Origin of the sequence: Sphingobium fuliginis (assembly GCF_015074805.1) — a bacterium.
GTDB classification, from domain to species: domain Bacteria; phylum Pseudomonadota; class Alphaproteobacteria; order Sphingomonadales; family Sphingomonadaceae; genus Sphingobium; species Sphingobium fuliginis.
Genome location: NZ_CP060036.1, coordinates 254948 through 279210, shown reverse-complemented (window position 1 = coordinate 279210; position 24263 = coordinate 254948). Strand labels below are relative to the sequence as shown.

The 24263-nt window shown below is 62.5% G+C and carries 22 protein-coding genes; 6 read left to right on the top strand and 16 right to left on the bottom strand.

Translation table 11 applies throughout. The annotated features are described in order from the left end of the window. Positions 1 to 95: 95 nt before the first annotated feature. Genes H5V43_RS17570 through H5V43_RS17545 form a run of 6 tightly spaced genes read right to left on the bottom strand, consistent with a single transcriptional unit; the run spans position 96 to position 5392 of the window. Positions 96 to 1007 (bottom strand): MBL fold metallo-hydrolase, encoded by a 912-nt coding sequence (locus tag H5V43_RS17570; RefSeq protein ID WP_025546803.1) that lies wholly within the window; start codon positions 1005 to 1007, stop codon positions 96 to 98. Further along, entirely contained in the window at positions 1004 to 1396 is a 393-nt protein-coding gene (locus H5V43_RS17565; RefSeq protein ID WP_025546801.1) for a dihydroneopterin aldolase, read from the bottom strand. Before H5V43_RS17565 ends, H5V43_RS17570 begins: the two co-directional genes overlap by 4 nt. Next, positions 1389 to 2285 (bottom strand): bifunctional 5,10-methylenetetrahydrofolate dehydrogenase/5,10-methenyltetrahydrofolate cyclohydrolase, encoded by an 897-nt coding sequence (locus H5V43_RS17560; protein WP_052816628.1) that lies wholly within the window; start codon positions 2283 to 2285, stop codon positions 1389 to 1391. Before H5V43_RS17560 ends, H5V43_RS17565 begins: the two co-directional genes overlap by 8 nt. Then, positions 2254 to 3126: a formyltetrahydrofolate deformylase gene (gene purU, locus H5V43_RS17555; protein ID WP_025546798.1), complete on the bottom strand. Its 873-nt coding sequence runs from the start codon at positions 3124 to 3126 to the stop codon at positions 2254 to 2256. The genes H5V43_RS17560 and purU overlap by 32 nt, the downstream gene beginning before the upstream one ends. Next, on the bottom strand, positions 3123 to 3992 hold the full coding sequence (locus H5V43_RS17550) for a methylenetetrahydrofolate reductase (protein WP_025546796.1): 870 nt from the start codon (positions 3990 to 3992) through the stop codon (positions 3123 to 3125). The genes purU and H5V43_RS17550 overlap by 4 nt, the downstream gene beginning before the upstream one ends. A 32-nt stretch (positions 3993 to 4024) precedes the next feature. Beyond that, positions 4025 to 5392, bottom strand: a complete 1368-nt coding sequence (locus H5V43_RS17545; RefSeq protein ID WP_037481318.1) for an aminomethyltransferase family protein — start codon at positions 5390 to 5392, stop codon at positions 4025 to 4027. Positions 5393 to 5739: 347 nt separating this feature from the next. Between H5V43_RS17545 and H5V43_RS17540 the strand changes: the two genes are divergently transcribed. Further along, entirely contained in the window at positions 5740 to 6663 is a 924-nt protein-coding gene (locus H5V43_RS17540; protein WP_025546793.1) for a LysR family transcriptional regulator, read from the top strand. 4 nt (positions 6664 to 6667) lie between these two features. Here H5V43_RS17540 and H5V43_RS17535 read toward each other — a convergent pair whose 3' ends face one another. Next, positions 6668 to 7723, bottom strand: a complete 1056-nt coding sequence (locus H5V43_RS17535) for a cupin domain-containing protein (protein WP_025546791.1) — start codon at positions 7721 to 7723, stop codon at positions 6668 to 6670. A gap of 280 nt (positions 7724 to 8003) precedes the next feature. On the opposite strand from H5V43_RS17535, the gene H5V43_RS17530 reads away from it, so the two are divergent. From H5V43_RS17530 to H5V43_RS17515, 4 genes are all read left to right on the top strand, one after another. Beyond that, a complete protein-coding gene (locus tag H5V43_RS17530) occupies positions 8004 to 9650 on the top strand; it encodes an FAD-dependent monooxygenase (protein ID WP_140043235.1) in 1647 nt (548 codons plus the stop codon). 144 nt (positions 9651 to 9794) lie between these two features. Further along, positions 9795 to 10796, top strand: a complete 1002-nt coding sequence (locus tag H5V43_RS17525; protein ID WP_128830652.1) for a LysR family transcriptional regulator — start codon at positions 9795 to 9797, stop codon at positions 10794 to 10796. Between the two features lie 187 nt (positions 10797 to 10983). Further along, positions 10984 to 11934, top strand: coding sequence for a TAXI family TRAP transporter solute-binding subunit (locus tag H5V43_RS17520; protein WP_040261019.1), 951 nt, complete (start codon positions 10984 to 10986; stop codon positions 11932 to 11934). A 66-nt stretch (positions 11935 to 12000) separates the two neighbouring features. Next, a complete protein-coding gene (locus tag H5V43_RS17515) occupies positions 12001 to 13347 on the top strand; it encodes an MFS transporter (RefSeq protein ID WP_025546785.1) in 1347 nt (448 codons plus the stop codon). Between the two features lie 57 nt (positions 13348 to 13404). Here H5V43_RS17515 and H5V43_RS17510 read toward each other — a convergent pair whose 3' ends face one another. From H5V43_RS17510 to H5V43_RS17485, 6 genes are all read right to left on the bottom strand, one after another. Then, a complete protein-coding gene (locus H5V43_RS17510) occupies positions 13405 to 14736 on the bottom strand; it encodes an MFS transporter (RefSeq protein ID WP_025546783.1) in 1332 nt (443 codons plus the stop codon). A gap of 63 nt (positions 14737 to 14799) precedes the next feature. Further along, positions 14800 to 15618: an NAD(P)-dependent oxidoreductase gene (locus H5V43_RS17505; RefSeq protein WP_025546781.1), complete on the bottom strand. Its 819-nt coding sequence runs from the start codon at positions 15616 to 15618 to the stop codon at positions 14800 to 14802. 31 nt (positions 15619 to 15649) lie between these two features. Next, a complete protein-coding gene (locus H5V43_RS17500) occupies positions 15650 to 16756 on the bottom strand; it encodes an LLM class flavin-dependent oxidoreductase (protein ID WP_193666866.1) in 1107 nt (368 codons plus the stop codon). Between the two features lie 126 nt (positions 16757 to 16882). Further along, complete coding sequence (locus H5V43_RS17495; protein ID WP_025546780.1) at positions 16883 to 17797, bottom strand: hydroxymethylglutaryl-CoA lyase; 915 nt, start codon at positions 17795 to 17797, stop codon at positions 16883 to 16885. Next, positions 17797 to 19080: a CaiB/BaiF CoA transferase family protein gene (locus tag H5V43_RS17490; RefSeq protein ID WP_025546779.1), complete on the bottom strand. Its 1284-nt coding sequence runs from the start codon at positions 19078 to 19080 to the stop codon at positions 17797 to 17799. The genes H5V43_RS17495 and H5V43_RS17490 overlap by 1 nt, the downstream gene beginning before the upstream one ends. Before the next feature lie 98 nt (positions 19081 to 19178). Next, positions 19179 to 20072, bottom strand: a complete 894-nt coding sequence (locus H5V43_RS17485; protein WP_025546777.1) for a LysR family transcriptional regulator — start codon at positions 20070 to 20072, stop codon at positions 19179 to 19181. Positions 20073 to 20178: 106 nt separating this feature from the next. Here H5V43_RS17485 and H5V43_RS17480 point away from each other — a divergent pair, with 106 nt between their 5' ends. Then, the gene (locus tag H5V43_RS17480) at positions 20179 to 20940 is read left to right on the top strand and encodes an SDR family NAD(P)-dependent oxidoreductase (RefSeq protein ID WP_037481315.1); all 762 of its coding nucleotides are present in this window, start codon (positions 20179 to 20181) and stop codon (positions 20938 to 20940) included. Between the two features lie 22 nt (positions 20941 to 20962). On the opposite strand, the gene H5V43_RS17475 is transcribed toward H5V43_RS17480, so the two are convergent. The 3 genes from H5V43_RS17475 to H5V43_RS17465 are packed head-to-tail and all read right to left on the bottom strand — an operon-like array spanning position 20963 to position 24232. Next, positions 20963 to 21580: a TetR/AcrR family transcriptional regulator gene (locus H5V43_RS17475; RefSeq protein ID WP_025546773.1), complete on the bottom strand. Its 618-nt coding sequence runs from the start codon at positions 21578 to 21580 to the stop codon at positions 20963 to 20965. A 31-nt stretch (positions 21581 to 21611) separates the two neighbouring features. Then, positions 21612 to 23051 carry an aldehyde dehydrogenase family protein gene (locus H5V43_RS17470; protein WP_244968703.1) on the bottom strand — a complete coding sequence of 480 codons (1440 nt, stop codon included), beginning with the start codon at positions 23049 to 23051 and terminating at the stop codon, positions 21612 to 21614. A 44-nt stretch (positions 23052 to 23095) separates the two neighbouring features. Further along, complete coding sequence (locus tag H5V43_RS17465) at positions 23096 to 24232, bottom strand: LLM class flavin-dependent oxidoreductase (RefSeq protein ID WP_025546771.1); 1137 nt, start codon at positions 24230 to 24232, stop codon at positions 23096 to 23098. Between the last annotated feature and the right edge of the window lie 31 nt (positions 24233 to 24263).

Genomic DNA, 24263 nt, shown 5'->3' with positions numbered 1-24263 from the left:
ATTCTCGGGTGGCAGGCCGAACCAATACAAAGACAGAATGTTTGGCAGACGACAAATGCTTGGCCCGGCAAATCCCCGGCTCGAGACTGGGCAAATCATGCGCCGTCAGGATCCCGGTAGTCGAGCACGTAGGCGCCCCCATCGCGTCGCAGATAGCCCACCGACGGGGCCGGGAAATGCATGGTGAACACCAGCGTCCCGGTGTCGGCGAAGCGTTCGAAAAAAGCGCGGCGCGATTGCAACGCCTGTTCGGGATCGTCGTCTAGCCGCACCTTGAGGTCCGGCAGGCGAGTCTGGATCGGGGAATGGATCAGATCACCGGTGAACACCGCGCTATCGGCATCGCGTCCCACGCAGATCGCCACATGCGCCGGGGTGTGGCCCGGCGTGGGCAGGAATCGCACATATGGGTCGAGCACGTGGGTGGCGGAAACGAAATCAGCGCGACCCGCGTCGACGACGGGCTGGATGCTCTCGTCGAACACCGCCTGGAACAGTGCGGCCATCGCCGTGTCTTCGGGGTGTTCGCGCGCCCAGCGGCTGGCGTAGTCATATTCCTGATCCACCATCAGGTATCGTGCATTGGGAAATGTCGGTACCCAATTGCCATCCTGCATACGGGTGTTCCACCCCACGTGATCGACATGGAGGTGGCTGCACAGGACATAGTCGATGTCCTCAAACTTCAGGCCGGTCGCCGCGAATTCGTCGAGCCAGCGGGTATCGGACTTGTTATGCCACGTATCGCGAACCGGACATGACTTGCCATTTCCGATGCAGCTGTCGATCAAGATCGTGTGGTGCGGCGTTTCGACGATGAAGCTATGGTAGCTAAGGAACAGCTGGCCTGTACCCTCGACATAGCCGTCGTTCCTGAACCAATCGAGGTGTTCGGCAAGCAAATCGGGATTGATCTCGGGGAAAAACCGGTCGATCGTGGTATAGGCACTTTCGATTTCGACGATCTTGTGGATCGTCACGTCGTCAATCCGCCAGCTTCCACTCATATTGTCTCTCCCTGGTGCGCCGTGGCCCTGTCGCGGGCCATCGCAATCCTCACCCCGGCCAGCGCCCGATCAACCGCGAAAGGCTTGTCGATCGCTATGACAAGCGACCGAACCTGCGGCCATCCGAGACAGATATGGCCGAGCCGAATGGCAAAGTCTTCGATTAGCGGGATATGCTCGTCGCACAGCCCCTGCGCCGCGGCAACGATGCGGCGATAATCGATCGTCTCGTCGAGCTTCGATGGAGCGACGTCGCGCAGGGTCGCCTCGATATCCAGGACCAGCGGCTGCCTGCGACCGATCTCGTCGATATTGATACCGACGTCCGCCAGGATCGACAGGTTGCGAACCCTCACGACGGTGGACAGAACACTGATCACTTCAACCATCGGCGGCGCGCTCCGCCGCGGTCAGCGTATTGGCAAGCAGGCAGGCTATGGTCATCGGACCGACCCCGCCGGGAACGGGCGTGACGGCACGCGCATGATCCATCTCGTCGATCCGGCAGTCGCCGATCAGGCGCGTCCGCCCATCCGAGGCATCAACCCGCGTGATGCCGACGTCGATCACGACCGCGCCGGGTTTGACCCAGTCGCCCCTAACCAGCCCGGGCGCACCCGCGGCAGCCACCACGATGTCCGCGCGACGCACGATAGCCGGCAGGTCGCGCGTTTCGATATGGGTGATCGTGACGGTCGCTTCCCGCTCCAGCAACAGCATCGCCACTGGTTTACCCACGATATTCGATTTGCCGATGACCACGGCGTCGAGCCCGCGATAGTCGGTGATCAGGCCATCGAGTAGCTTCATGATGCCAAGCGGCGTGCAGGGCACCAGCCCCCGCCCGCCCGTCGAAAGCCTGCCGACGTTGACGGGGTGAAATCCGTCGACGTCCTTGTCCGGCCGGATCGCATCCATGACCCGGTTGGCACTGATCACGGGTGGCAGCGGTAGCTGCACCAGGATGCCGTGAATCGCGCCATCGCGATTGAGCCGGTCGACCAGGTCGAGCACCTCTTCCTCGCCGGCACTGGCGGCCAGGCGGTATTCAATCGATCGAATGCCAGTGCGGGCGCAGCTTGCGATCTTGCGGCGCACGTACACCTGGCTGGCCGGATCGTCCCCGGCCAGAATGACCGCCAGTGCCGGTTCCACACCGCGCAGTTTCAGAGCCTCCACGCGCGTATGTGTCACCTCTTCGATCTGCGCCGCTTTCGCGCGGCCGTTTATGATGTGCACGGCGATTTCAACTCCGGAACACGACGGTCCGCGCGCCATTCAGGAAGACACGGTCTTCGAGGTGCAAGCGAACCGCCTCGGCCAGCACGCGCCGCTCGATGTCTCGGCCCTTGCGGACGAGTTCCTCGGGCGTGTCGGAGTGCGTGACTGCCTCGACGTCCTGGTGAATGATTGGACCTTCGTCGAGATCTGCAGTGACGTAGTGCGCGGTCGCGCCGATCATCTTCACCCCGCGCTCATGCGCTTGGTGATAGGGCTTGGCGCCCTTGAAGCCAGGCAGGAACGAGTGGTGGATGTTGATACACCGGCCTGAAAGGAACCCTGCGAGATCGTCCGATAGGATTTGCATGTAGCGCGCCAGCACGACCAACTCGGCCCCGGCCTGATCGATCAGCACCTTGATCTGCGCTTCCTGCTGCGGCTTGGTATCTTTGGTGATCGGCAGGTGATGGAAGGGGATGTCGCCGATCAAACCAGTGTGCAGCGCCTCGCGCGGGTGGTTCGAGATAATCGCGACAACATCCATCGGCAATTCGCCGATACGCTGGCGGTAAAGCAGATCGCCGAGGCAGTGATCCCATTTCGAGACCATCAATACGACCTTAGGAAGGGTCGCCGGGTCGCCGATAGACCAGTCCATGGCCGCTGCGTCGGCCAGCGGGGCGAAATCCGAACGAATCGCTGCCAGCGTATCGCCGCCGGGCGGGCGGAATGCCACGCGCATGAAGAATGTGTCGCTCAGGTGATCGTCGAACTGCTGGGCATCGACGATGTTGCAGCCGCGATCGGCGAGAAAGCCAGCGACGGTAGAGACCAGCCCGATCCGGTCGGGGCAACGCACGCGAAGAACGTAGATGATATCGGGCGCTGTAACGGTCATGTCCGGTCCTTGTAGTCCGTAATCCAGGCAATGGTTTTTTCCATGCCGCCGAACGGATAGAAATGAAGCCCTACCGGCTGATGCGAGGCATCAAGCCGCGACCGCAGTAGGTCGACCAGTTTGTCGGGGCCAGCCGAGCCGAGCAGCTTGCCGAGTGAGATGCCGTAGCGGGCGAGAACCGAAGCCGAAGCGCCCACCCCGCACCGGGCGGCAAAGCGCAGCAGCGTCTTGATCCCGGCGGGTCCAGGGATGCCCAGCCGCACTTCGGCCGTGATGCCGCGCCGCCGCAAGTCACCCAACCATTCCGCAATATGCACCCCGTCGAATGCGAACTGAGTGACCACAAAGGGTGTCATTCCGCGTTCGGAGATCGCCGCGCACTTGGCGGCGAGCACGCTCCAGCACTCTTCAGGCGTCATGTGCGGATGGCCATCGGGATGGCCGCCGACTCCCACAGCGCGAATGCCATGCCGCTCTAGCGCGCCACTGGCGATCAGCGCGCTGCTGTCGCAATAAGGCCCACGGGGCGTCGCCAGGTCGCCCGCGATGACGAAGCAGCGCCTCACCCCGGCCTGACCCGTCACTGCGGCCAGATAATCGTCCAGTGCTTCGGCCGATGTGACCGCCGTCGCCGAAATGTGCGGGATCGGCTCGAACCCGAGTTCACGCACGAGCCGAATCGCGGCGAGCCGGTCGGCTACATCTTCGTCGGGCAGCGCGGTGACCGAGATCGAGGTCCCGGGCGGGATGCGGGGCGCCGCTGATCGCAGCGCCTCGCCATCCTTGGCCGTAATCTCGAGCGAATAGCCGCTCAGCAGATCAATGGGACTGCGATCCACGGTGAGATCAATGGCGTTCAGCGCCATGCGTCTTCTCCCTTGGATCGGTGGTGAGCGGATCAGACCAGCATCGTGGTGCTAACGGTGGCGCGGATCTCGGTCTGGACGTGCCGTTCGACGCCCAGCTTGCGGGTGCCGCCGTTCTCTTCACCCCAGGTGATCACGACTTCCTTGCCGTCGACTGCGCTTTCGGGATCGATCATTGCCAGCGACGAGAAGGCACCCACGTTGCGGGTGTAGCCCGCCGTCGCCGACGTGCCGACGAAGTTCTTGCCGTCGTGGACCGAATCCATCTGAACGCGAGCATAGCGCGACAGCGGATAATCGAGGAACTTGGCGCCGGTGCCCGCCTCATCGAACAGGCTGCTGCGAATGATGTTCATGACATCGTCGTCGTTCCACTTTAGCCACACCTTCTTCTTGTGCGGCTGGTCCTTGATCTTCTCCAGCGCTTCGCGGCCGATGAAATCATGATCGAACTTCAAGATGTGGCCGTAACCCATGTCGAACGGATTGCGGTAATAATCCTTTACGTCGTCGGAAGCGAAGCTGCCGCCGACCGAGAACTTGGCTTCGTAATCGTCGCCCGAGAGCCATTCACGATACGGTTTCATGTCGTCGCCGGTGTAGATCGCGGGAACTGGCTGCGACAGGTAACCCGATTCAATCGCGGTGCTGTAATAAGTCAGTGCACCGCCCTTGATCATCCCGAACTCTTCGCCGGCCTTGACCAGCGCATCCATGACCTTCTTGCCTTCCGAAGCCGGGCCCCACATTTCCAGGCCGTGAACGTCGGAACCGACCTTGCCGGCCATCGTGTGCTTCAATGCGCGGACCAGGCAGCCGTCGATGGTGAATTCGGTCATGCCGAAGAAGCGGACTTCTGGCAACGGCCCGCCAATCGCCTTTTCCAGGATGGCCCAGGCTGCCGGGCCTTCGATCTCGTAGCGGTAGGTGTTGCGGCCGCCGGTCGCATAGCCGCGTTCGGCGGTGCGGACGTCGGTCGTGACCTCGACATCGTAGTTGCCGATCTCGGCCTGGTACTTCATCCAGTTGGCGCAGGCGATCGGGCCCACAACGCTGACTTCGTCCTCTTCGAGGCCGAACAGCACCGCGGTGGCAACCAGATTGCCGTCGGGCGCGCAGACCATATTCTGCTTCGCCTTGTTACGGCCCCAGCCCTTGAAGCTGTTGATGCAAGTGTCCGACAGCAGGCGAACCAGGTCTGCGCCGCCGCGAAAATAGGTTTCGTTCATGTGGTTCGACTGATCGAGAATCAGCGCCGTCTTGCGTGAGGCGGCCTGTTCATCGCGCCAATTGGAATATTCGCGCGTGTACGCGTGCCGGAACAGCTTGTGCTCGGAATCGCGGAGCATCTGGATCGGGCTATCGAACTGGGCGAGCTTCTGCTCAAGGCTAAAAGACATCAGGGCGTCCTCCTGTAGGAACGGTGAGCCGGTAGAATGGGGGGTCAAGCGACCGGAAAATGTGTGCGGTGTCTCGTTAGGCGTCGATCACCATTGGTGTCCAACGCAGCTTCAAGATGCCAGCCAGCTGATTTTCAGATGGCAGCTCCCGCCCAAGCATAATCTCGCAACTGCAAGGGTTGGTGATAAATTAAGGGAAATCTGCCGTTTTATGGAGAGACAACTATGCGAAAATTGCAATACCTTCGCAAATGCGATAAATTGCAATCTTGATTGAAGATTGGATGGCGCGCAGTATAGATTGAGCGTCCCGATCGCCCTTTCGCTGCTTCAGGGATCGCATCAAGATGGTCGACATTCGCCAGCTCGTCTATTTTGTCGGCGTGATCGACAATGGTGGTTTCACGGCCGCTTCACGCGCTCTGAACGTCGCGCAGTCGGCACTCAGCCATAATTTGCAAAGCCTGGAGTATGAATTCGGCAAGGCTCTGGTGGTGCGCCATTCGCGCGGCATCAAACCGACCGACGCCGGGCTTCGATTGCTCGACCATGCACGCGGAATTCTTGCTGCGGTGGACACCGCGCGCAGCGACGTTCGCGGGTTTCACGAAGAACCTGTGCGCACGATCCGCCTTGGTCTGCCCCGCAGTCTGTGTGCCCTGCTTCACGATCGCTTCGTGTCGGACTGGAGTGCGCGCCACCCCAAGATCCATCTTCAGGTTTCGGAACAGGCCAGCAGCGTGGCCGTCCGCCAGCTCGCCGACAGCCTGCTCGACATGGCCGTGACAGCGTCGCCGGTGGAAGCGTCGACGATGGTGTCGGAAGGGCTGTTGCAGGAACATCTTTGCGCGGTCGTTCCGGCCGAACTGGGGCCATCGTTCGAACCGATTCGGCTTGCCGAGCTGGCCGAACTAGGGCTGATCCTTTACACGCTTCCCTATGTCGGGCGACGGCTGGTCGAAAGCGCCGCGCGCTACAACTCGATCGACCTGTCGGTGGTGCACGAAATCAACTCGGTCGACCTATCGCTCAAACTCGTCGAGGCCGGGGCCGGGGCTACGGTTCAGCCGTACCTGTCGCTCGTTCACTATAACGGTCCCGCGCTGATACGTCCGATCGTAGCCCCCAATATCGTGCGCCGTCTCAGCCTCGTCACGCCGCGTTTTGCTCAGCCCCATGCGGAAAACGAGGAATTTCGCGCCTATTTTCGCGAAGCACTGAACGCCGAACTCAGCCGCCTCCAGTCGCGCGGACTCCTCGAATTGGAATGACGGCTCAGTCCTCCCGCGTCTCTTCGCGGAAGAAGCCCAGCGAACGGCGCACCGGCTCGTCAGTATAAGAAAACAGGGTCGCATGGCTGCCTGCGGCGACCATATGGCGATACCAGGTCCACAGCGGCACAGCGATCGTATCGCCGCGCTGCCAGGTGAAACTGTGATCGCCGACCTGCGTGGTGCCGCTGCCCTCGACAACGTGGAAAATCATGTTGCTGCTGGTGCGCCGGGCCTGTCCGACAAAGCCATCGCGCAGCCGCGCTATCCGGCAGCCGATAGTGGGCATTACCGGTCCGCCTGTCCACGGGTTGACATAATCCAGGATGATTCCGTCGGACCGCGATCCTTCCAAGTCGTCGCCGATCGCGTCGAAGGTCGCCTGAGTCTGCTCCCATGAATAATTCCCGATCGGAGAACTCTGTCCCGCGGGGGTCAGGAACGCAGGATTGAGGCGGCCATGCGTGAACATGCGCGATGACAACCCGGTGGGCACGGTCTGCTCCTGTCGAGGGGCGTCGAGATTTTCCGCGAAGCTGCCTTCCAGCAGATTCACGAGCGGATAATCCAGACCGTCCAGCCAGTACATCGGCCCGTCACCGGCGTGGACATGATCGTGCCAGTGCCAGCCGGGCGTCAGCAGCAGGTCGCCCGGGCGCATCTCCACCACCTCGCCATTGACCGTCGTCGTCGCGCCCGTCCCGTCGATGATGAAGCGAAACGCGTTGGAGGTGTGCCGGTGCGGCCGCGCAGTCTCGCCCGGCATGATCGTCTGCAAGCCGGCGAACAGGGTCGTCAGCGTGGCCGGGGGATCCTGCAGGCCGGGATTGACCATCATCAGCACCCGGCGTTCTGCCTCTTCGAGCGACATCACTCCAGTGAAGAACTCGATGCTGCGGCGGAAACGCTCGTAGCTCCAGTGATATGGCACCGCCTGGCTCAGCGGCTCCTTGCGGAACAGGTTGCCGTAAAAACGCCACAGCGGCGCGGCGCCGATCTCCTTAAGTTCTTCGTAAGCCGAGGCGACATTGTCGCCTACCTGCGTCGTTTCCTGGCTCAAGATCCCGTTCCCATTTCAGCCACGTGCCCATTTCGGCACTGTCGGGCGAAATCTTCCAGCAGCGCGGCGGCCGCCGCTATTATCGAATCCGCAACGCAGCCTTACGCCCTGGCCCCGCTAAAGGTCATCTGCGCCGTCGGGACGTTCCGCAACCGAGCGTTATTGATTGAACAATGGACTTGGCCGCCCGCTTCGCCGAGCCGCATTACTGTACCGGTCAAGGGTCGCAACCTCCGCGCCCCGCCGGTGATCCTCAACGACCAGGAGCTGGGTGACGGGAATGACTATCAAGACGCGAGTGATCATCGTTGGCGGCGGCCCCGCGGGTCTCGTGCTGGCGATCGAATTGGGCCGGCGGAACGTTCCGTGCGTTGTGATCGACCAGGGGACCGGCAGCCCATCGTTCCCGAAGGCGAACTCGACCACGTCGCGAACGATGGAACATTATCGCCGCATCGGCATCGTTGATCGCATTCGCCAGATCGGCCTGCCCGACAACTATCCGCCCGACATCTCGTACCACACCCGCTATGCCGAGCACGAACTGGCGCGGCTGCACTGGCCGAGCCGGGAGGAAGCCCTTGCCAAGCGCCTCGACGAATCCGACAAGTGGCCCACGCCCGAACCGATGCATCGTGGGCAGCAGATGTTCATCGAACCGATCCTGATGGACTACGCCTCGACCTTTCCGTCGATCGAACTGCACTACAATACGGTGGCGACTGCGGTCGAAGCGGACGACAACGGCGCCACCGTGCGCGCTACCCACACACCGAGCGGACAGGAGGTCGTTTTCGAAGGCGCCTATGTCGTCGGTTGCGACGGTCCGCGCAGCCTCGTGCGGTCGGCCATGGGCGTCAAGTACGAAGGCTGGGCCGGCGAGAAGCGCGATTTCCTGGGCGGCCGTATGATGGCCACCTTCCTCAATGCGCCGACTTTCTACACCGAAGGGCCGCGTGCGCCGTCCTGGCAGTACTGGTGCATGAACCCCGAACGCCGCGGCATCATGATGGCTATCGACGGCAAGGGGCTGTTCGCCTTCCATACGCAGCTTGCCGAAGGGCAGGAGGCCAGCCCCGCCCTCGCCCGCGAATGGTTCGACAACCTGGTCGGGAAGGAACTCGACTATGAGGTTCTCGGCGTCGCCGAATGGACCGCGGGCTTCACGCTCGTCGCGCAGACGATGCAGTCCGGCCGCATGTTGCTGGCCGGCGATGCCGCGCACCTGTTCACCCCCACCGCGGGCCTCGGCTACAACACCTCGGTCGACGATGTCGCCAACCTGGGATGGAAGCTGGCGGCGACGATCAACGGCTGGGGCGGTGACAAGCTGCTCGAAAGCTATACTCTCGAACGTAAGCCGATCGCCGAGCGCAATACCCGTTTCGCCCGCTCGCTTGCCGAATATTTCCGCACGATCAAACTGCCGCCGGAAATCGAAACCGATACGCCCGAAGGTGCCAAGGCGCGTGCCGATTACGGTGCCGAGCTCTATGATTTCGCCGAACGCGAATTCGCCGCACCGGGCATCATCCTCGGCGTGTTCTACGGCACCTCGCCGATCAACACGCTGGAAGACGGTCCGCCGCCGCGTGACGAACCCAACTTCCACGAACCGAGCGCCCGCCCCGGCGCGCGCGCCCCGCATGTGTGGATGGAAGACGGCAAGGCAGTCTACGATCTGTTCGGCAAGGAGTTCACGCTGCTCCAGCTGTCCGACACCGCGGACACGTCCGCTTTCGTAGCCGCCGCGGCAGCGCAGGATACCCCGCTGACCGTCCTTTCCATCGACAACGCACGCGCACGCGACCTTTACCAGGCTGATCTCGTGCTGATCCGTCCGGACCAGCATGTGGCTTGGCGCGGAAGCACCCTCGCAGCGCCGGAAGCGGAAGCGATCGTCGCCCGCGCACGGGGCGCGGATTGAGCGCACGATCCCGCGCGGCGCAAGGCGTCGCGCGGAACCCGCGGGACGCGCGTGTGCAAAACGATTGTCCGGACACTCGTTTCCGAAGTATGGTGTTGCGATGAACAGATATCCTCGCGCTCTCTGCTGCTGCCCGAGCCCGTCATGAGCGGCGAAAATCCCGTCGTCTTGCGCTCGGTCTGGCCGTCGATAGGCTTTGACCTGGTCACACTTCGGCTGCTGACCGCGGCGGCGGAGGAAAGCAGCTTCGCCGGTGCGGCTGCGCGCGAGAACATTTCGCTTTCCGCGGTCAGCCGCCGAATCACCGATCTCGAGGCGCGGCTCGGGATCGCACTGTTCAACCGCCATGATCGCGGCGTGACCCTGACCGCTGCGGGCGAGGCCTTGATCGAACATTTGCGCGATGTTTTCGTGCGGTTCGAACGCATGGTTCTCGACATGGAAGGGTTCCGCAAGGGTGCGCGCGGGCGGGTCCGCGTCCATACCCACATGTCGGCTGCATCGAGCACTTTCCCGACCACGCTCGCCGATTTTCTGAATCGACATCCCGCGATCGAGCTCGAACTCGAAGAGCATGTAAGCCTAGACATCGTTCACGCGGTGCGGATCGGAACCGCCGACATAGGCCTGATCTCGGGGCGCGTGCCGACCAAAGATCTCGAAGTGTTGCCGTGGCACGAGGACGAGCTGATTGGGGTGGTGCCGTGCGATCATCCGCTGGCGCAGCGCGATTCGGTCACGCTTGCCGACATGGCTCGCGAGCCCTTCATCGTCATCCAGCGGGACAGCGCGCTGATCAATCTTTACCGCGAACAGTTGCGGATCCTGGGGATCACGTTTCGCGACCGCATTCATGCCGCCAGCAGCGCCAGTATCTGTAAAATGGTTTCGGCTGGTCTGGGTGTCGCGATCCTGCCGTCGTCATCGGTCAACGCGCAGGATCCATCGCTCAGGATCGCGGCCATCACGCTCGACGAAAGCTGGTCGTCATGGCCACTCGCCATCTGTTACCAAAATCGCGAAAACTTGAGCATGGCGGCGCGGCTATTTGTCGATTTCCTGCTTGCGCAGCCGCCGGTCCAGCCGGCCGTGAACCGCTTTGCGAGAAGCCGCCTAGCGGACGAATCTGGCGCCGCGACATCATAATCTCAGATCGCGACGTTCTCGCTGCCAACGCTAAATGGTCTGGCATGCATCGTGATTTTGTTCTTCAACCGCTTCGCAGTCCCTGCTTTATCCGCCGCGGATAACGAACACGCCGATCCGGCGCGGAGGGTAAATGTCAGTCGAAGGTCCATACAAAGTTCCGCTTGTAAACGAGGGGCTCGAACCCTTGCCGGGCGGCGCAAACTTCATTCGGGCAAAGACCCTGTGGGAAATCGGCCTGGACGTGGCGGGCGATCCATCGATCATCTATGGCGGCAACCGCGACTTGCGCATCAGCGTGGGTTCGGGGGGCGGAGCTCAGTGGAAGCCCTCGCTCAATCTCGGCACCGGGTCGGCGATCCTGGCGCATGACGTCTGCAACGGCGGCATGGATGCGGCTTTCGTCAACCCTTCGGCGCTGCTGACCCAGGCTTATTTCGGCAAGGGATTGTTCACCGAAGCGCTGCCGGTGCGGGTCATCATGTCGCACCCGTCGTGGGACAGCTTCGCGATGATGGTTCATCCGCGCACCAAACTGCGCTCCGTCGCCGACATTGCGCGCCAAAAGTATCCGCTGAAGATGTCGGTGCGCGAGGATCCAACGCATTCGACATTCTCTCTGATCGAACAGATCTTCAACCTCGAAGGTTTCGGCCTGAAGGACGTACTGTCCTGGGGCGGTGAGATTGTTGGCACCGGCGCCCCCGCCGGGCCCAAACGGATGCGGCCGATTCAGGAAGGGGAAGTCGACGCGATCTTCGACGAGGCGCTCGTGACCTGGCTGTCGCACGCCCTGAAGTGCGGTTACGAATTCCTCGAATTCGCAGAGGGGCAGCGCGAAGCTTTGGCCGACCTGGGGTGGCGCAAGAGCACGATCAAGGCTGGCGACTATCCAGGTCTCGACCGCAGCTATGACTGCATCGATTTCAGCGGCTGGCCGCTGTACTGCGACGCATCGCTGCCCGATGACGTGGTGATCGACATCTGCGAAGCCGTGGTGGCGCGCCAGAACCAGATTCCTTGGGCAGCCGGGGACTATCAGGGGATCGAAAAGGTGTTCCAAAACACCATGCACACTCCGGTCGACGTTCCCTTCCACGCCGGCGTCACCAAATTCCTTGCCAAATGGCAGGGATGACGGCGGCGTGCCGTTGAAGCGGCTACCCCGCCCCGGTGCCCTGGGCTGCGGCGACGGACCGCGCTGATGCGTACGCCGCCTACAGGCGACGTTTCGACCGCGAAGGAAGTCAATTTCGCGGTCAAGCTCACCTTTGCGCAGCTCGCCATCGTCACCACGGTTGCGAGCGCGCTGCTCCTTGATGGGACCGACGGCAAGCTGCTGCCCTTCCTGACGCCGTCGATCCTGGCGGAATGGCAGGTTAACAAGGCGGTGTTTGCTCCTGCGCTGGCCGCCTCGCTGTTCGGCATGACCTTCGGGTCGTTCTTCGGCGGCTTTCTGGGAGACCGCTTCGGGCCGTGGCGTACGGCGCTGGTCGCGGTGATGGTCTTCGGCTCTCTCACCTTGGCATGCGCTTTCACAAACGTACCTATCGCGCTGATGCTGGCGCGGTTCGGCAGCGGTGTTGGTTTCGGCGCGTTGATCCCCAATGCCTATACCATCGTGATCGAATGGCTGCCGCGGCGGCATTTGGCTCGAGTTATGGGGTTCCTGACATCCTGTTCGCCGCTGGGCGGTGTGGCCGCAGCCGCGGTCGCGCTGTACGGCTTGCCTCTGTTGGGATGGCGGGGCTGTTTCATAGTGGTGGGTATAGCCACGCTGGCGATCGGCGTGCGCATGCTGTGGCTGCCGGAAACACCTACGCATATGCTGAAACAGCGTGGAGCAGAGGCTCTCCGGGCCCGCTGGCAAGCCGTCGCCGGGACGGCGATGACCGACGAGACGCTGTCCGCGATCGCGGCGAGCCCGCAAACGAAGCGGCGCGCATCGGTCTTCCGTGCTGATTTGGTGCGCTTCAATATTGGAGCATGGTTCGCGTTCTTCTGCGCCCAGTTCGTCAACTACGGCTTCGAAAGCTGGCTGCCGGTTGTGCTAACTTCGGGCGGCCTGCCGCTCAGAGACGCGATTTCGGCCGGGATGGGCTACAGCAGCCTGTGTCTGATCGGAGCGCTCCTGTCCGGTTTTGTAGTCGAACGGTTAGGCTCGAAAACCGTCGTCATCGGCTCGTCTGTGGCGGTGATCGCAATTCTGCTTGGTATCGTGGCGATTATGCACACGAACGACATTCCACTCTACCGGCTGGAAATCTTGGCAGCGGTATCGCTGTCGGGTGGTATCACCGGAATTCTCATGGCCACAATCGCGGCGATGATTGCAGCAGGCTACGATGCGGATTGCCGGGCGACTGGATCGGGCATCGGCGTTGCGGCCGGGCGGCTGGGTGGCGTGAGCGCGACCATGGTCGGCGGCATCATCCTAAGCCAGTTCCAGTCGAGCTTAGCCCCCCTGTTCATCGTCCTGACCGGTTTCGCAGGGTCGGTTATCGTCGCCGCGTTTGTCGTCGACCGGCATATCGAGCCGCATCTTCGGTAGATTGAGACGATAGGGGCGGCAGCCCCGCAGATGCCCCGCGCCCGATCCGATACAGCATCAGTAGCGCGGGCGGCGGCGATGCGGCGATTTCGCCAACAGGAGGCTGGCCGTCAACGCGGAACATGCGATAATCACACAGACCTGGGCGCGGTCGAGCCCCCATGACAGCAATATGCCGGCTATCGCTGGACCAAGCGCACTGCCTACGCGCCCGGTGCCAAACATGAACCCCGCGCCGGTCGCGCGCATGCGTCCGGGAAAAGCTTCCGCGACAGTGACCGACATACCCAATGTGGCGATCGAACCCGACCAGCCCGCGATGAACGATGCGCAGACAACGAAGGGAAGGATCGGCGGGACGAGCCCGAACAGGATGTTGGACAGGCCCAGCATGACGACGGCCCCCACTGCAAGCTTGAACCCTTCGATGCGGCGGGAGATTAATCCGAATGCGATAGCGCCCAGCGCGCCTGCAAGGCTGCTCATGCTCGCGATCGTGACGGCCGTCGACGGACTGAATCCCATTTCGACGAGCAGCTTGGGTTGCCAGCTCAGGAAGAAATAGATCGTGATGAACGACAGGACAGCCACGCTTGTCAGCATGATCGTCGTCGACCGCTGTTCTGCGGAGAAAATTTCGCGATACGCAGTCACGCGACCGATCAAGGGCGGCGGCAGTGCATGGATCGGAGCGTGGCCAAACCGACCGAGCAACCGGTTCACCCGAGCGAGCGCATCGTCCGAACGTTTCTCGATCAGGAATTCCAGCGATTCCGGCAAAATCCAAATCACCAGCGGAAGAACGGCGAAAGTCAGGCTCGCGCCAAAGAGGAACACCGCCTCCCAAGCGAAGACCTTGATCAGATAGGCCGATACCAATCCGCCGATCATACCGCCCAAAGGGTAGCCGATCGTCATCAGGGACAGCGCCAGACCGCGCGAACGCAAGTTGGCGAATTCGATGGCCAACGGATTATTGATGACCGCCATCGACCCGATGCCGATCCCGGTAACGATTCGAACGATGGCGAGAGATTCGAAATTGGTGCTAAACGCCGATGCCAGCATTCCGCATCCCATCAATGTCAGGCTGGCGATGACGAGCGGCCGCCGCCCGAAGATGTCGGCCAGACTGGCCAGCGTCAGCGATCCGATCAGCATGCCCAGCAAGCCGCTCGATAGCAGCAGTCCCAAAGTTGCGCTGTCCAGCCCGAATTCCCGGCCAAGCGCCGGGGCGGCAAACGTAATCGACAGGATGTCGAACCCATCAAGCGCCGAAATAAGCGATGTCAGCGCTATGATACGTTTCTGGGCACCCGACATAGGCGCGTGGGCGACGATGTCGCGCGGGTCCGTCGCCGTCGCGGTGTCGGCAGTCGTAGGGGTCATTCCAAGGCTCCCGAAAGCGAACGCCGCGTGTGGCGAATTATTTTTCGTGCGAACGCGCCGCGATCAGCCTTTGGGCGTCGCGTAATTCATCCGGACCTTGAAGGCCTTGATCAGTTCCTTGACATGGCCCGTCAACGGGATGCTCAGCGCCAGCTGATCGGCTTCGCGCTGCGCGATTATCATATCCTTTTCCGCCCACGGGATCGGGCGCGTGTCCGATTCCTCGATCAGCGGGAAATTGGCCGCGCTGCTCGTCTTGAGCGCGGCACGCATCGTTTCTTGGTCCACGCCCAGGCTTTCGCCCAGCCGGAACCCTTCGTCGTTGGCAGCCATGCAAGCCCACAGGATGATGTTGTTGATCATCTTGCCAACCTGGCCATGGCCGAAATCGCCAAGCCGAAATATATCACCCGAAAAGGTATCCAGCGCCGGGCGACAGACTTCGATCACTTCGGGGTTGGCGCCGGCCATGACGAGCAGATTGCCGCTTTCAGCAGCACGATTGCTGCGGGTCGTCGGCATGTCGAGCAGGCGAACATCGTACTGCGCAAGGCGTTTGGACAGTTCGCGGGCATAGGTCGGCGAGACGGTGGAGCTGATGCCGATCACAGCGCCGGGCTGCGCGCCGGCCAGAACCCCGTCATCCGCGAAAAGCACCGCGTCGACCTGATGTTCGAAGCCGACGACCACGATAACGAATTCGCTACGCTCAGCCACCTCGCGCGGCGAGGCGCATGTCGTGATGCCCACCTCCCGTGCCTGACGACAGGCGTCTTCGCTGGGATCGAACCCGAACGCACCGAAACCACCTGCGGCGAGGTGCCGACCCATAGGCCGACCGATCGCGCCCAGGCCTATGATACCCACATTGCGAATTGTCATGGCGCTACCCTTCTTTTTTCCGCTACCACGGTCACGCGGGACGATGCGGCAGGCGCAGGCCTAGCCGCTCAAGCCGCGGCAAAATCTCGTCACGCACGATCGGGAATTCGTCGATGTAATTGACGAGCCCAAAGGCGACCCCGCTAAGACCCGCGTCGCTCAGTCGCTTGAGCGTGTCGACGACTTGATCGTAGCTGCCGACCAGCGGGTAGCTGCCGATCCCGGCCATATGCCGTTCCTTCATCTCGCGGATGACTTCGGGCGGAATTGAGCGCGTACCGCCTGCCAGGCGCACGTTGACGATGTATTCGGCTCCTTCCCAGTCGCCGTTTTCATGAACGATGTAGCGGTAGTATTCCTGCGCTTCCTTCTCGGTCGCGCGGGTCAGCATGTGGCCGCTGGTGTAGAAGCCGACGTTGCGGCTTCCCGCCTCGCTACGCAGCTGGGCGACCTCTCCGGGGAGTTTGGCGATGTCGATAACGCTCATGAACAGGCAGTCGGCGTGGGTCATCGCGAATTGACGTCCGGCACCCGAAGAGCCCGCGCTCATGATCATCGGCATCTCGCCGCCATAGGGCTTTGGCTTGCTGAGCACGCCCTTCAGGTCGAAGAACCGCCCCTTGTGATCGAACGGTTCTTCCGATGTCCAGATCTTCTTGGCGACCGAGAGCCATTCGTCGCTGTAGACATAACGATCATCGTGTTCGAGCAGCTGGACGTTGAACATCCCGTACTCGCCCTCGTTCCAACCCGACACGGCATTGAGGCCAAATCGACCTGCACCGATATGGTGTGCCGTGACGATCTGTTTGGCCGCGAAAACCGGGTGGATCAGCCCGACGTGGAGCGTGCCGAAGGCGGAGATTTCCTTGGTGGCGGCAAGCAGACCCGAAGCCCAGGTAAGGGTTTCGAACGTGGTGCCTTCGGTATCCGTTTCGCCCTTGTACCCCAGCCAGCGCGCGATCGGCAGAACGAATTCGAGCCCAGCATCATCGGCAAGCTTCGCCGCAGTCTCGTTGTTCCGCCAACTGGGGTCCCACCGCTCCGCCGCCTTGGTCATCGTCAGGCCGCCAGAGCAGTTCAGGCCGAACAATCCGAGCTTCAGCTTGTTGGCACCTTTCATGCGATTGCCGGACATTGGTAGATCTCCCATATCAGGATCGCCGACCATCTTTGGCTATGGCGATGCGCTCTCCTCCCTTGCTTGGTCTACCAAAGCGGCGCGCCGGGCCATTATTCTATGGCAAACCCTGGCTTGCGGACATCATCCTTCCGAGGCGCGACAGGCCCGCGCAAAGGCGGCCGTGCGGACCCGTCCGCCGGTCTGCGCGCCCGGCACGTCGGCGATGTCGGCGGCGGCATCGAGCAGACGGGCCAGATCGATACCGCTATTCACGCGCATGCCATCGAACATATAGATGAGATCTTCGGTCGCGACGTTCCCGGTCGCACCGGGAGCGAAGGGGCAGCCCCCCAGCCCCGCCGCAGCGGCATCGAAGACCCTTACCCCGGTCTGATAGGCGGCAAAGGTGTTCGCCGCACCTAGCCCATAGGTATCGTGCGCATGGAAGGCGAGCTTCAGTTCGTCGCCGAACGCCTGCCGGACCTTGCTGAACAGCGACTGGACATGCGCCGGCGCGACCCGCCCGGTGGTATCGCACAGGGCGATCTCCGCCGCCGGGGCTACTGGCACCAGCCGCTCGAGCAGGCGCATGGTTTCTCCCTCGTCGACCGGTCCGTCGTGCGGGCAGTCGAACGCGGTCGCCACGTTCAGCCGCAGCCGTGCCTTTCCCGGCATCATCGCCGCGATAGAATCATATTCTGCCGCCGATTCGAGCGGCGATCGGCGCACGTTGCCGCGATTGTGCCGTTCGCTGACCGAAAGCACGAACGCGAGATGATCCGCACCGGCCCGCAGCGCCCGCTCGGCATGGCGCGCGGTGGGGACGAGCACCTGCGGGTCCATCCCCGACAGACCTTGCGCGAAGGCAAGGATTTCTGCAGCATCGCGGAACTGCGGCAGCGCCGCCTCGCTGACGAACGACGTCACTTCCATGCGACGAACACCCGCATGATAAAGCTTGTCGATCAGCGCCTTCTTGCGCTCGGCGGGAATGACCTCGGCGATCGACTGGAAACCGTCTCGGGGCCCCACTTCGACGATTGCAACCTCCGTCATCACAAAACTCCTCGTTCGCGCAGGCCTTCGACCTCGGCCGGGGTGAAGCCCAGCAGATCACCAAGCACCTCGTCATTATAAGCGCCCACGTCCGGGCCCGCCCAGCGCACCTCGCCCGGGCTTTCAACAACGTGCGGCACAATCCCGGCGTGTAGCATTGTACCCAGATGCGGGTCCTGCACTTCGCGCACCATACCGCGTGCCAGATATTGCTCATCAGTCGCGCAATCGGCCGAATCATATGCCTTGCAGTTGGGAATGTCGGCTTCCGACAGAATGGTGAGCAATTCCGCGCCGTCGTGTTGGCGGGTCCAGGCGGAGATGGCAGCGTCGATCTCAGCCACATTCTTCACGCGCGCGGCATTGCCTTCGAAACCGGGCTTGCCGATCCACTCGCTGCGCCCAATCAGCGTGGCCAGTTTCGCGAAAAGAGGTTCGGAATTCGCCGCGATGAGCACCCATGTCCCATCCTTCGCGGCATAGGCGTTCGATGGCGCGGCGGTGGCGATACCGCCGCCGGTCGGCTGCTTGATCTTGCCCAGCTTTCCGTATTCGGGGAGCATTCCTTCCATCATGCTGAAGACGCTTTCAGTCAGCGCGATGTCCAGCGTGCGCGCCTCGCCATCGCCGCCCGTGCGATCGCGCTGCCACAGCGCGGCCATGACGCCGAATGCGGCATATAGCCCCGCGATAGAATCGCCGATGCTGATGCCCACGCGCACGGGCGGCAGGTCGGTCGTACCCGGCGGGTGATTGGTGAGGTAACGCAAGCCCCCTACGGCTTCGCCGATCACACCGAAGGCAGCGCGATCCCGACCGGGACCGGTCTGGCCATATCCCGAGATATGCGCGAAGATCAGGCGCGGGTTGGACCGGCGCAGTTCATCCGGACCAAGCCCCATCTTGGCAAGCTGGCCGGGGCGGAAATTTTCCACGACGACGTCGCATTCCTCCGCCAGCTTGTGCACTATCGCACGCCCTTCGTCCGATTTGAGGTTGAGCGTTATGGTCCGCTTGTTGCGCCCGTGCATCGACCACCACAACGACCGGCCGTCGACCATTTCGCCCCATTGCCGTACGGGATCGCCGCCGGGCGGTTCGATCTTGATGACGTCGGCGCCCAGGTCAGCCAGCAGACGCGTGCAGAACGGGGCTGCAACGAAATGGCCGATTTCCAATACCCTCAGGCCGGACAAGGTGGCAGGCAATACAGCAACTCCATTTGTGTTTTGGCGCAACACGATGTGCGGCGGTGGTTCGGTCGTCCATTGCCAATCGAACATGGCAGCCCTCGCCAATTCGGGATCGGCGGCATAGCGGGCACCCGGTGCCCCCGCTGGCTGTCCGGTTACGAATCGTAGAAGGCGAAAATAATCTCGCTCTATGAAGCTAGTGCAGGCACCAGCGTGGCGACCAGCCAATCAATGAATGCGCGCACACGGGGCGGCAGTTGCCGCGTCGCTGGATAGACGACCGAGATCGGCGTCGGCGGCGGCGCGAACGACGGCAGGACTTCTACCAGCGCCCCACTGCGCAAATCCTCGGCGAAGCGCAACCGGGGCGCCTGCACTAGGCCGAAGCCGCGCAGAGCCGCGACCGCGGCGGTGTCGGCGCCGCTGACCAGCAAGCGCGCGGCCAAGGCCACCTTTACGGTCCGGCCCTTGTCGGCAAACTCCAAAGGCATGGCCAATCCCGTGCGCGACGACACAAATGCGATCATCTCATGCCCACAAAGATCATCCAATATGCGGGGCGTGCCATGCCGCGCCAGATAAGCCGGGCTGGCGCAGGTCACTTCCGCGATCTCGCCGACCTTGCGCGCGATCAGCCCACTGTCGGCCAGCTCCCCGGCGCGCACGACACAGTCGATCCCCTCACGCACCATGTCGACGAAACGCTCGCCCTCGCCTAGCTGCACGGCAAGCCCCGGATTGTCAGCCAGGAAACGCGGAAGCGCGGGGAGCAGGATCGTGCGCGCCAGCGATCCCGCGACGTCGACGCGAAGCGTTCCGGCCAGACGTCCGGTGGCGGCATGCTCAGCCGCCTCGATCTCTGCGAGGATCGGCACGCACCGCTCGTAGAACCGCAACCCTTCCTGCGTTGGAACCACCTGGCGGGTCGTGCGCCGCAACAGGGGAACGCCCAACCCGGCTTCCAGCTGCTTTACCGCGGCTGTCGCTGCCGAGCGGGAGACGGAGCGATCGGCAGCCGCCGCACTGAAACTTCGGCGTTCCACCACGCGGACGAACATGGCCATTGCATCGAACCGATCCATTCGATTGTCTCATATTCCAAAACAGTGATGCGGCATTTGTAGCAATTATCTGCGCTGCGTTCCTCGCTTAAATCGTCACCATCGCAAAATGAAAGGATTGCCGCTCATGCCCGAAATTACCACTATCGCCCTTGTCACCGGCGGCAGCCGCGGGATCGGCCGCGACACCGTCCTCAGCCTCGCTCGCCGCGGAGTGTCGTCGATACTTACCTATCGCGAGAACGAGGACAGCGCCCTTGCCGTGGTCAAGGAAGTCGAACAGGCCGGCGCGCGTGCGGTCGCCCTGCCATTCGACGCCGCCCGAAGCGATCAGCTCGACGCCTTCGTTGCTGAAGTCGAAAAAGCCTTGAAAACCCTTGGCAGTGACCGGCTCGACTATCTCGTCAATAATGCCGGTTCGGGTTCGACGGCGACGCTGATGAACGGGACCGAAGCGGAAATGGACGAGCAGTTCGCGATCCATTTCAAAGCCCCGTTCCTGCTGACACAGGCGCTTCTGCCGGTGATCCGCGATGGCGGTCGGATCGTCAACATCTCGTCAGGTCTCGCGCGGTTCTCATTCCCGGGGCGCACGATCTACGGACCGATGAAGGCAGCGGTCGAGGCGCTGACCCGCTACATGGCGATCGACCTGGCGCCGCGCCGTATCACCGTCAACGTCGTCGCCCCCGGTGCGATCGCGACCGATTTCAACGGCGGAGCCACGCGCGACAACGCTGCCGTCAACAAAGCCCTTGCCGACCAGACCCCGCTCGGCCGGGTCGGACTGCCAGAGGATGTCGGCGCCGTGATCGCGGGAATACTGTCGGCGGACTTCGGCTTCGTCAACGCCCAACGAATCGAGGTGTCTGGTGGGTTTCGCGCCTGAAGCGTCTACCCGGACCCGCCTCTCACCTTGCCATCTTGCCCGCAAGATAATGGGTGAGCAAGTCGCGCAGGTCGGCCATGGCGCCCGAGCGGTCGAACGCATAGTTCGACGCCTGAACGCCATTGCCGCCGCGCAGCATCATCAGCACCACCATGGCGGTCGATCGCAGCTCGGTTTCCGAAAGCGCCGGAATCCGCGACCGCAGCAGTTGATTCAATGACGCCATGATCCTTGTGCGGACCGCTGCGACATTCACGCCAGGGGTATTGCGAACCGCGTCGAGCAACGCGAAGGCCGGAACCGCCGCGCGCGCTTCCGCCAGCGTGCGGAACAGCGCCTCCGCCAGTTCGGCCGGGGTATGTGCCTCGCCAGTCTGGCGCAGCGCATCCCACCGGTCCACGATCGCATCGCCGCAGCGCGCGCGAAGCACGTCGGCGATGCTCTCCTTGGCCGGGAAGAACTGATAGAGCGAGCCGATAGATGACCCCGCCCTTTCGGCTATCTCCGTCATCGTGGCCGCTTCGAAGCCCTTCTCGAAGAACACCTCGGTCGCCGCTGCCAGCAGCGCCTCGACGCGCAGGATGCCCCGCTTGCGGCGCGGCGTTTTTGGTGCCGCCGTCACGTCTGCTGTCTGGTCCATTGCCCCCGTATCGGTCCGTACCGATCCACGATCAAGGCATAAAAGTCACCGCCTTGCACTGCGTGTAGCTGAACAGCTCCTCGATACTCTCCTCTCGCCCGACGCCCGAATTCTTGTAGCCGCCGTAAGGGAAGGCGCGGAAATGTGATCCGACCGTGTTGACCCAGATATACCCGGCCTCGACGGCGCGCGCCGCTGTGAGTGCACGCGTTACGTCCCGGGTCCATATGGACCCCGTCAGCCCGTATTCGACGTCGTTGGCCAATGCGAAGGCTTCGTCCTCGTCACGCCATTTCATGATCGACAAAATCGGTCCGAAAACTTCCTCGCGTGCAATGCGCATGTCGCCTGTGACGTCCGCGAACACCGTCGGCTGGGCCCAGAATCCCTTTTCGAACCCCGGCCCTTCGACCCTGCCGCCGCCAGTGACCAGCCGCGCCCCTTCGCTGCGTGCCAGATCCATGTAGCGCAGCGCTTTGTCGACCTGGGCGCGGCTGTTCATCGGACCGATCCCGGTCTCAGGATCCTCCGGCCGGCCGACCTTGATAGCGGCGACCGCGCGGCCCACGTCATCGACCATGCGGTCATAGAGGCTTTCGTGCACCAGCAGCCGGCTCGTCGATCCGCACGACTGCCCGGCCCAAAGGAAGTTCATGCCCCGCACCGCGGCCAACGCGGCGGCATCGTAGTCGGCGTCAGGATAGACGATCATCGGGTTCTTGCCGCCGAGTTCGAGCGTGACGTGCTTCACACACGATTCGGCCGCTGCCTTCTGCACCAGCCGTCCGGTGTCGGGCGAACCGATGAAGGCGACCCGGCGTATGCGTTTGTCCCGCGCGATTGCGTCGCCTACCGGCATACCGCGGCCGCTAATTATGTTCATCAGACCAGGCGGCAGCAACTGCTGACAGATCTCTGCGTAGATCATCGGCCCCAGCGGACTGGTTTCCGGGGTTTTCAGCACCACGGCATTGCCCGCCATCAGCGCCGCAGCGGTGCGCGCCACAGAGAATAGGAACGGATGGTTGAACGGCACGATCCGGCCGACAACGCCGTACGGTTCCCGCAAGGTCAGGTGCAAGCCCTCCGCGGTCGCGGGAACGGTTTCGCCGGTCAACTGGTAACCAAGGCCCGCGTAGTGATTCAGCGTCCAGATCGCAAAGTCGAGGTCGAAGCGCAGCGATTCGACTCCGTTCCCGGTATCCGCAGCTTCCAGCGCGAGAATTTCATCGTAGCGCGCCTCGATCGTGCGCGCGAGATCGCGTAGCGTTGCACCGCGTTCCTCCATCGAGGTCTTCCGCCATGATGCGAACGCGCGCATCGCTGCAGCGGCCGCCCGGTCGACATCGGCCGCCGTCCCTTCGGGCACCTGGCCGAGCGGTTCTTCGTCGACGGGGCTGACCGACGTCATCCAGCGTCCGGATTCGCTTGCGACCAGTTCCCCGTCGATCAGCATTGGCCATTGTTTCACGTGTTCTGTCTCCTTGCAATTACGTATCGAAGCGGTGCCGCGCCTCAGCGCAGCCCGCGAGCCACCAGCATCGGCAGGACTTCGCGCTGGAATTGCGCCATACCGTCGATGAAGGCAGGCCACGCCAGCAGCACGCCGTCCACTCCGGCTTCGATAAGCATCTCTAGTTCTTCGACCACGCGCTCATTGGTGCCCTGAATCTTGTAGCCGCCCCATCCCGCCACGAAGTCGTTGCGCACCTGGGTAAGGATTTCAGGCGAATATGACTGATTGTTATTGTTCAGCCCCATCAGGCCGAACAAATTGTCCACTGCTTCGAAATCGCCGCAGTCGTTCACGATGTGGTCGAAATAGGCCTGCGCGGAGGCTTCGCTGTCGCCCATGATCACATATGTATTGGTCCAGACCTGAAGCGTGCGCCCGAATTTCTCCTGCGCCAGAGACCGGAACTTATCCACTTGCGCCCGCATAGCCGGCAACGTGCGTTCGCCGAAATTCGTAAAAGCCACGTCGCAATGTTCGGCCGCGAACGCGCGCCCCGCAGGAGATGCCCCGGCCGACATCAGCAACGGATATGGCTGGATCGGCTTGGGCCGCAGGAAGGCGCCCTCTACCGTATAATATTTGCCTGCGAAGTTGACCGGCTCGTCCGCCGTCCACAGCAGCTTCATCAGCGTGATCCACTCGGCAGCGACCTCGTAGCGCTGATCGTGCGGGAGGAGCGAGGAGCCGAACAACGCCATCTCCTGCTCGTTCCAGCCGGTAACGATGTTGAGCCCGAAGCGGCCGCCGGTGATGTGATCTATCGTGGTCGCCTGTTTGGCCGCCATGACCGGATGGATCGACGGAACGTGAACAGTCGCGAAGGCCGCCGGGAACGAAGTCGTCGCACCGACGCCCGCTGCGAAAGTCATCGACTCAAATGAATCGCGGTTGGGATCGGTGCGGCCGCCCAAGCCTCGCCAGCGGCCGATCGGAACGACCGCCTCGAACTTCATTTCGTCAGCCATGCGCGAAATCTTGGCGGTATTCTCCCACGTCAGGTCCAGTCCACCTTCGACGTCGGCCAGACTGGCCCCGGAGCTCACGTTGCTGCAGAACGTGCCCAATTTTAGCCGCGGCTTGCCAAGCAAAGGATTGGTCAGCGCGAGCCGTTCGTTGCGCGTTTGTTGATCGGTCATCTTGGCAGAAACTCCTGCGTGATTTCAAGGC

What these genes read in the sequence shown, in the direction of transcription:
- H5V43_RS17505 (WP_025546781.1), bottom strand. Translation starts at nt 15,618, where the DNA reads ATGACAATTCGCAATGTGGGTATCATAGGCCTGGGCGCGATCGGTCGG.
- H5V43_RS17530 (WP_140043235.1), top strand. Translation starts at nt 8,004, where the DNA reads ATGACTATCAAGACGCGAGTGATCATCGTTGGCGGCGGCCCCGCGGGT.
- H5V43_RS17475 (WP_025546773.1), bottom strand. Translation starts at nt 21,580, where the DNA reads ATGGACCAGACAGCAGACGTGACGGCGGCACCAAAAACGCCGCGCCGC.
- H5V43_RS17510 (WP_025546783.1), bottom strand. Translation starts at nt 14,736, where the DNA reads ATGACCCCTACGACTGCCGACACCGCGACGGCGACGGACCCGCGCGAC.
- H5V43_RS17560 (WP_052816628.1), bottom strand. Translation starts at nt 2,285, where the DNA reads ATGGCGCGCGGACCGTCGTGTTCCGGAGTTGAAATCGCCGTGCACATC.
- H5V43_RS17525 (WP_128830652.1), top strand. Translation starts at nt 9,795, where the DNA reads ATGAGCGGCGAAAATCCCGTCGTCTTGCGCTCGGTCTGGCCGTCGATA.
- H5V43_RS17515 (WP_025546785.1), top strand. Translation starts at nt 12,001, where the DNA reads ATGCGTACGCCGCCTACAGGCGACGTTTCGACCGCGAAGGAAGTCAAT.
- H5V43_RS17570 (WP_025546803.1), bottom strand. Translation starts at nt 1,007, where the DNA reads ATGAGTGGAAGCTGGCGGATTGACGACGTGACGATCCACAAGATCGTC.
- purU (WP_025546798.1), bottom strand. Translation starts at nt 3,126, where the DNA reads ATGACCGTTACAGCGCCCGATATCATCTACGTTCTTCGCGTGCGTTGC.
- H5V43_RS17465 (WP_025546771.1), bottom strand. Translation starts at nt 24,232, where the DNA reads ATGACCGATCAACAAACGCGCAACGAACGGCTCGCGCTGACCAATCCT.
- H5V43_RS17480 (WP_037481315.1), top strand. Translation starts at nt 20,179, where the DNA reads ATGCCCGAAATTACCACTATCGCCCTTGTCACCGGCGGCAGCCGCGGG.
- H5V43_RS17495 (WP_025546780.1), bottom strand. Translation starts at nt 17,797, where the DNA reads ATGACGGAGGTTGCAATCGTCGAAGTGGGGCCCCGAGACGGTTTCCAG.
- H5V43_RS17500 (WP_193666866.1), bottom strand. Translation starts at nt 16,756, where the DNA reads ATGTCCGGCAATCGCATGAAAGGTGCCAACAAGCTGAAGCTCGGATTG.
- H5V43_RS17565 (WP_025546801.1), bottom strand. Translation starts at nt 1,396, where the DNA reads ATGGTTGAAGTGATCAGTGTTCTGTCCACCGTCGTGAGGGTTCGCAAC.
- H5V43_RS17485 (WP_025546777.1), bottom strand. Translation starts at nt 20,072, where the DNA reads ATGGATCGGTTCGATGCAATGGCCATGTTCGTCCGCGTGGTGGAACGC.
- H5V43_RS17550 (WP_025546796.1), bottom strand. Translation starts at nt 3,992, where the DNA reads ATGGCGCTGAACGCCATTGATCTCACCGTGGATCGCAGTCCCATTGAT.
- H5V43_RS17545 (WP_037481318.1), bottom strand. Translation starts at nt 5,392, where the DNA reads ATGTCTTTTAGCCTTGAGCAGAAGCTCGCCCAGTTCGATAGCCCGATC.
- H5V43_RS17490 (WP_025546779.1), bottom strand. Translation starts at nt 19,080, where the DNA reads ATGTTCGATTGGCAATGGACGACCGAACCACCGCCGCACATCGTGTTG.
- H5V43_RS17540 (WP_025546793.1), top strand. Translation starts at nt 5,740, where the DNA reads ATGGTCGACATTCGCCAGCTCGTCTATTTTGTCGGCGTGATCGACAAT.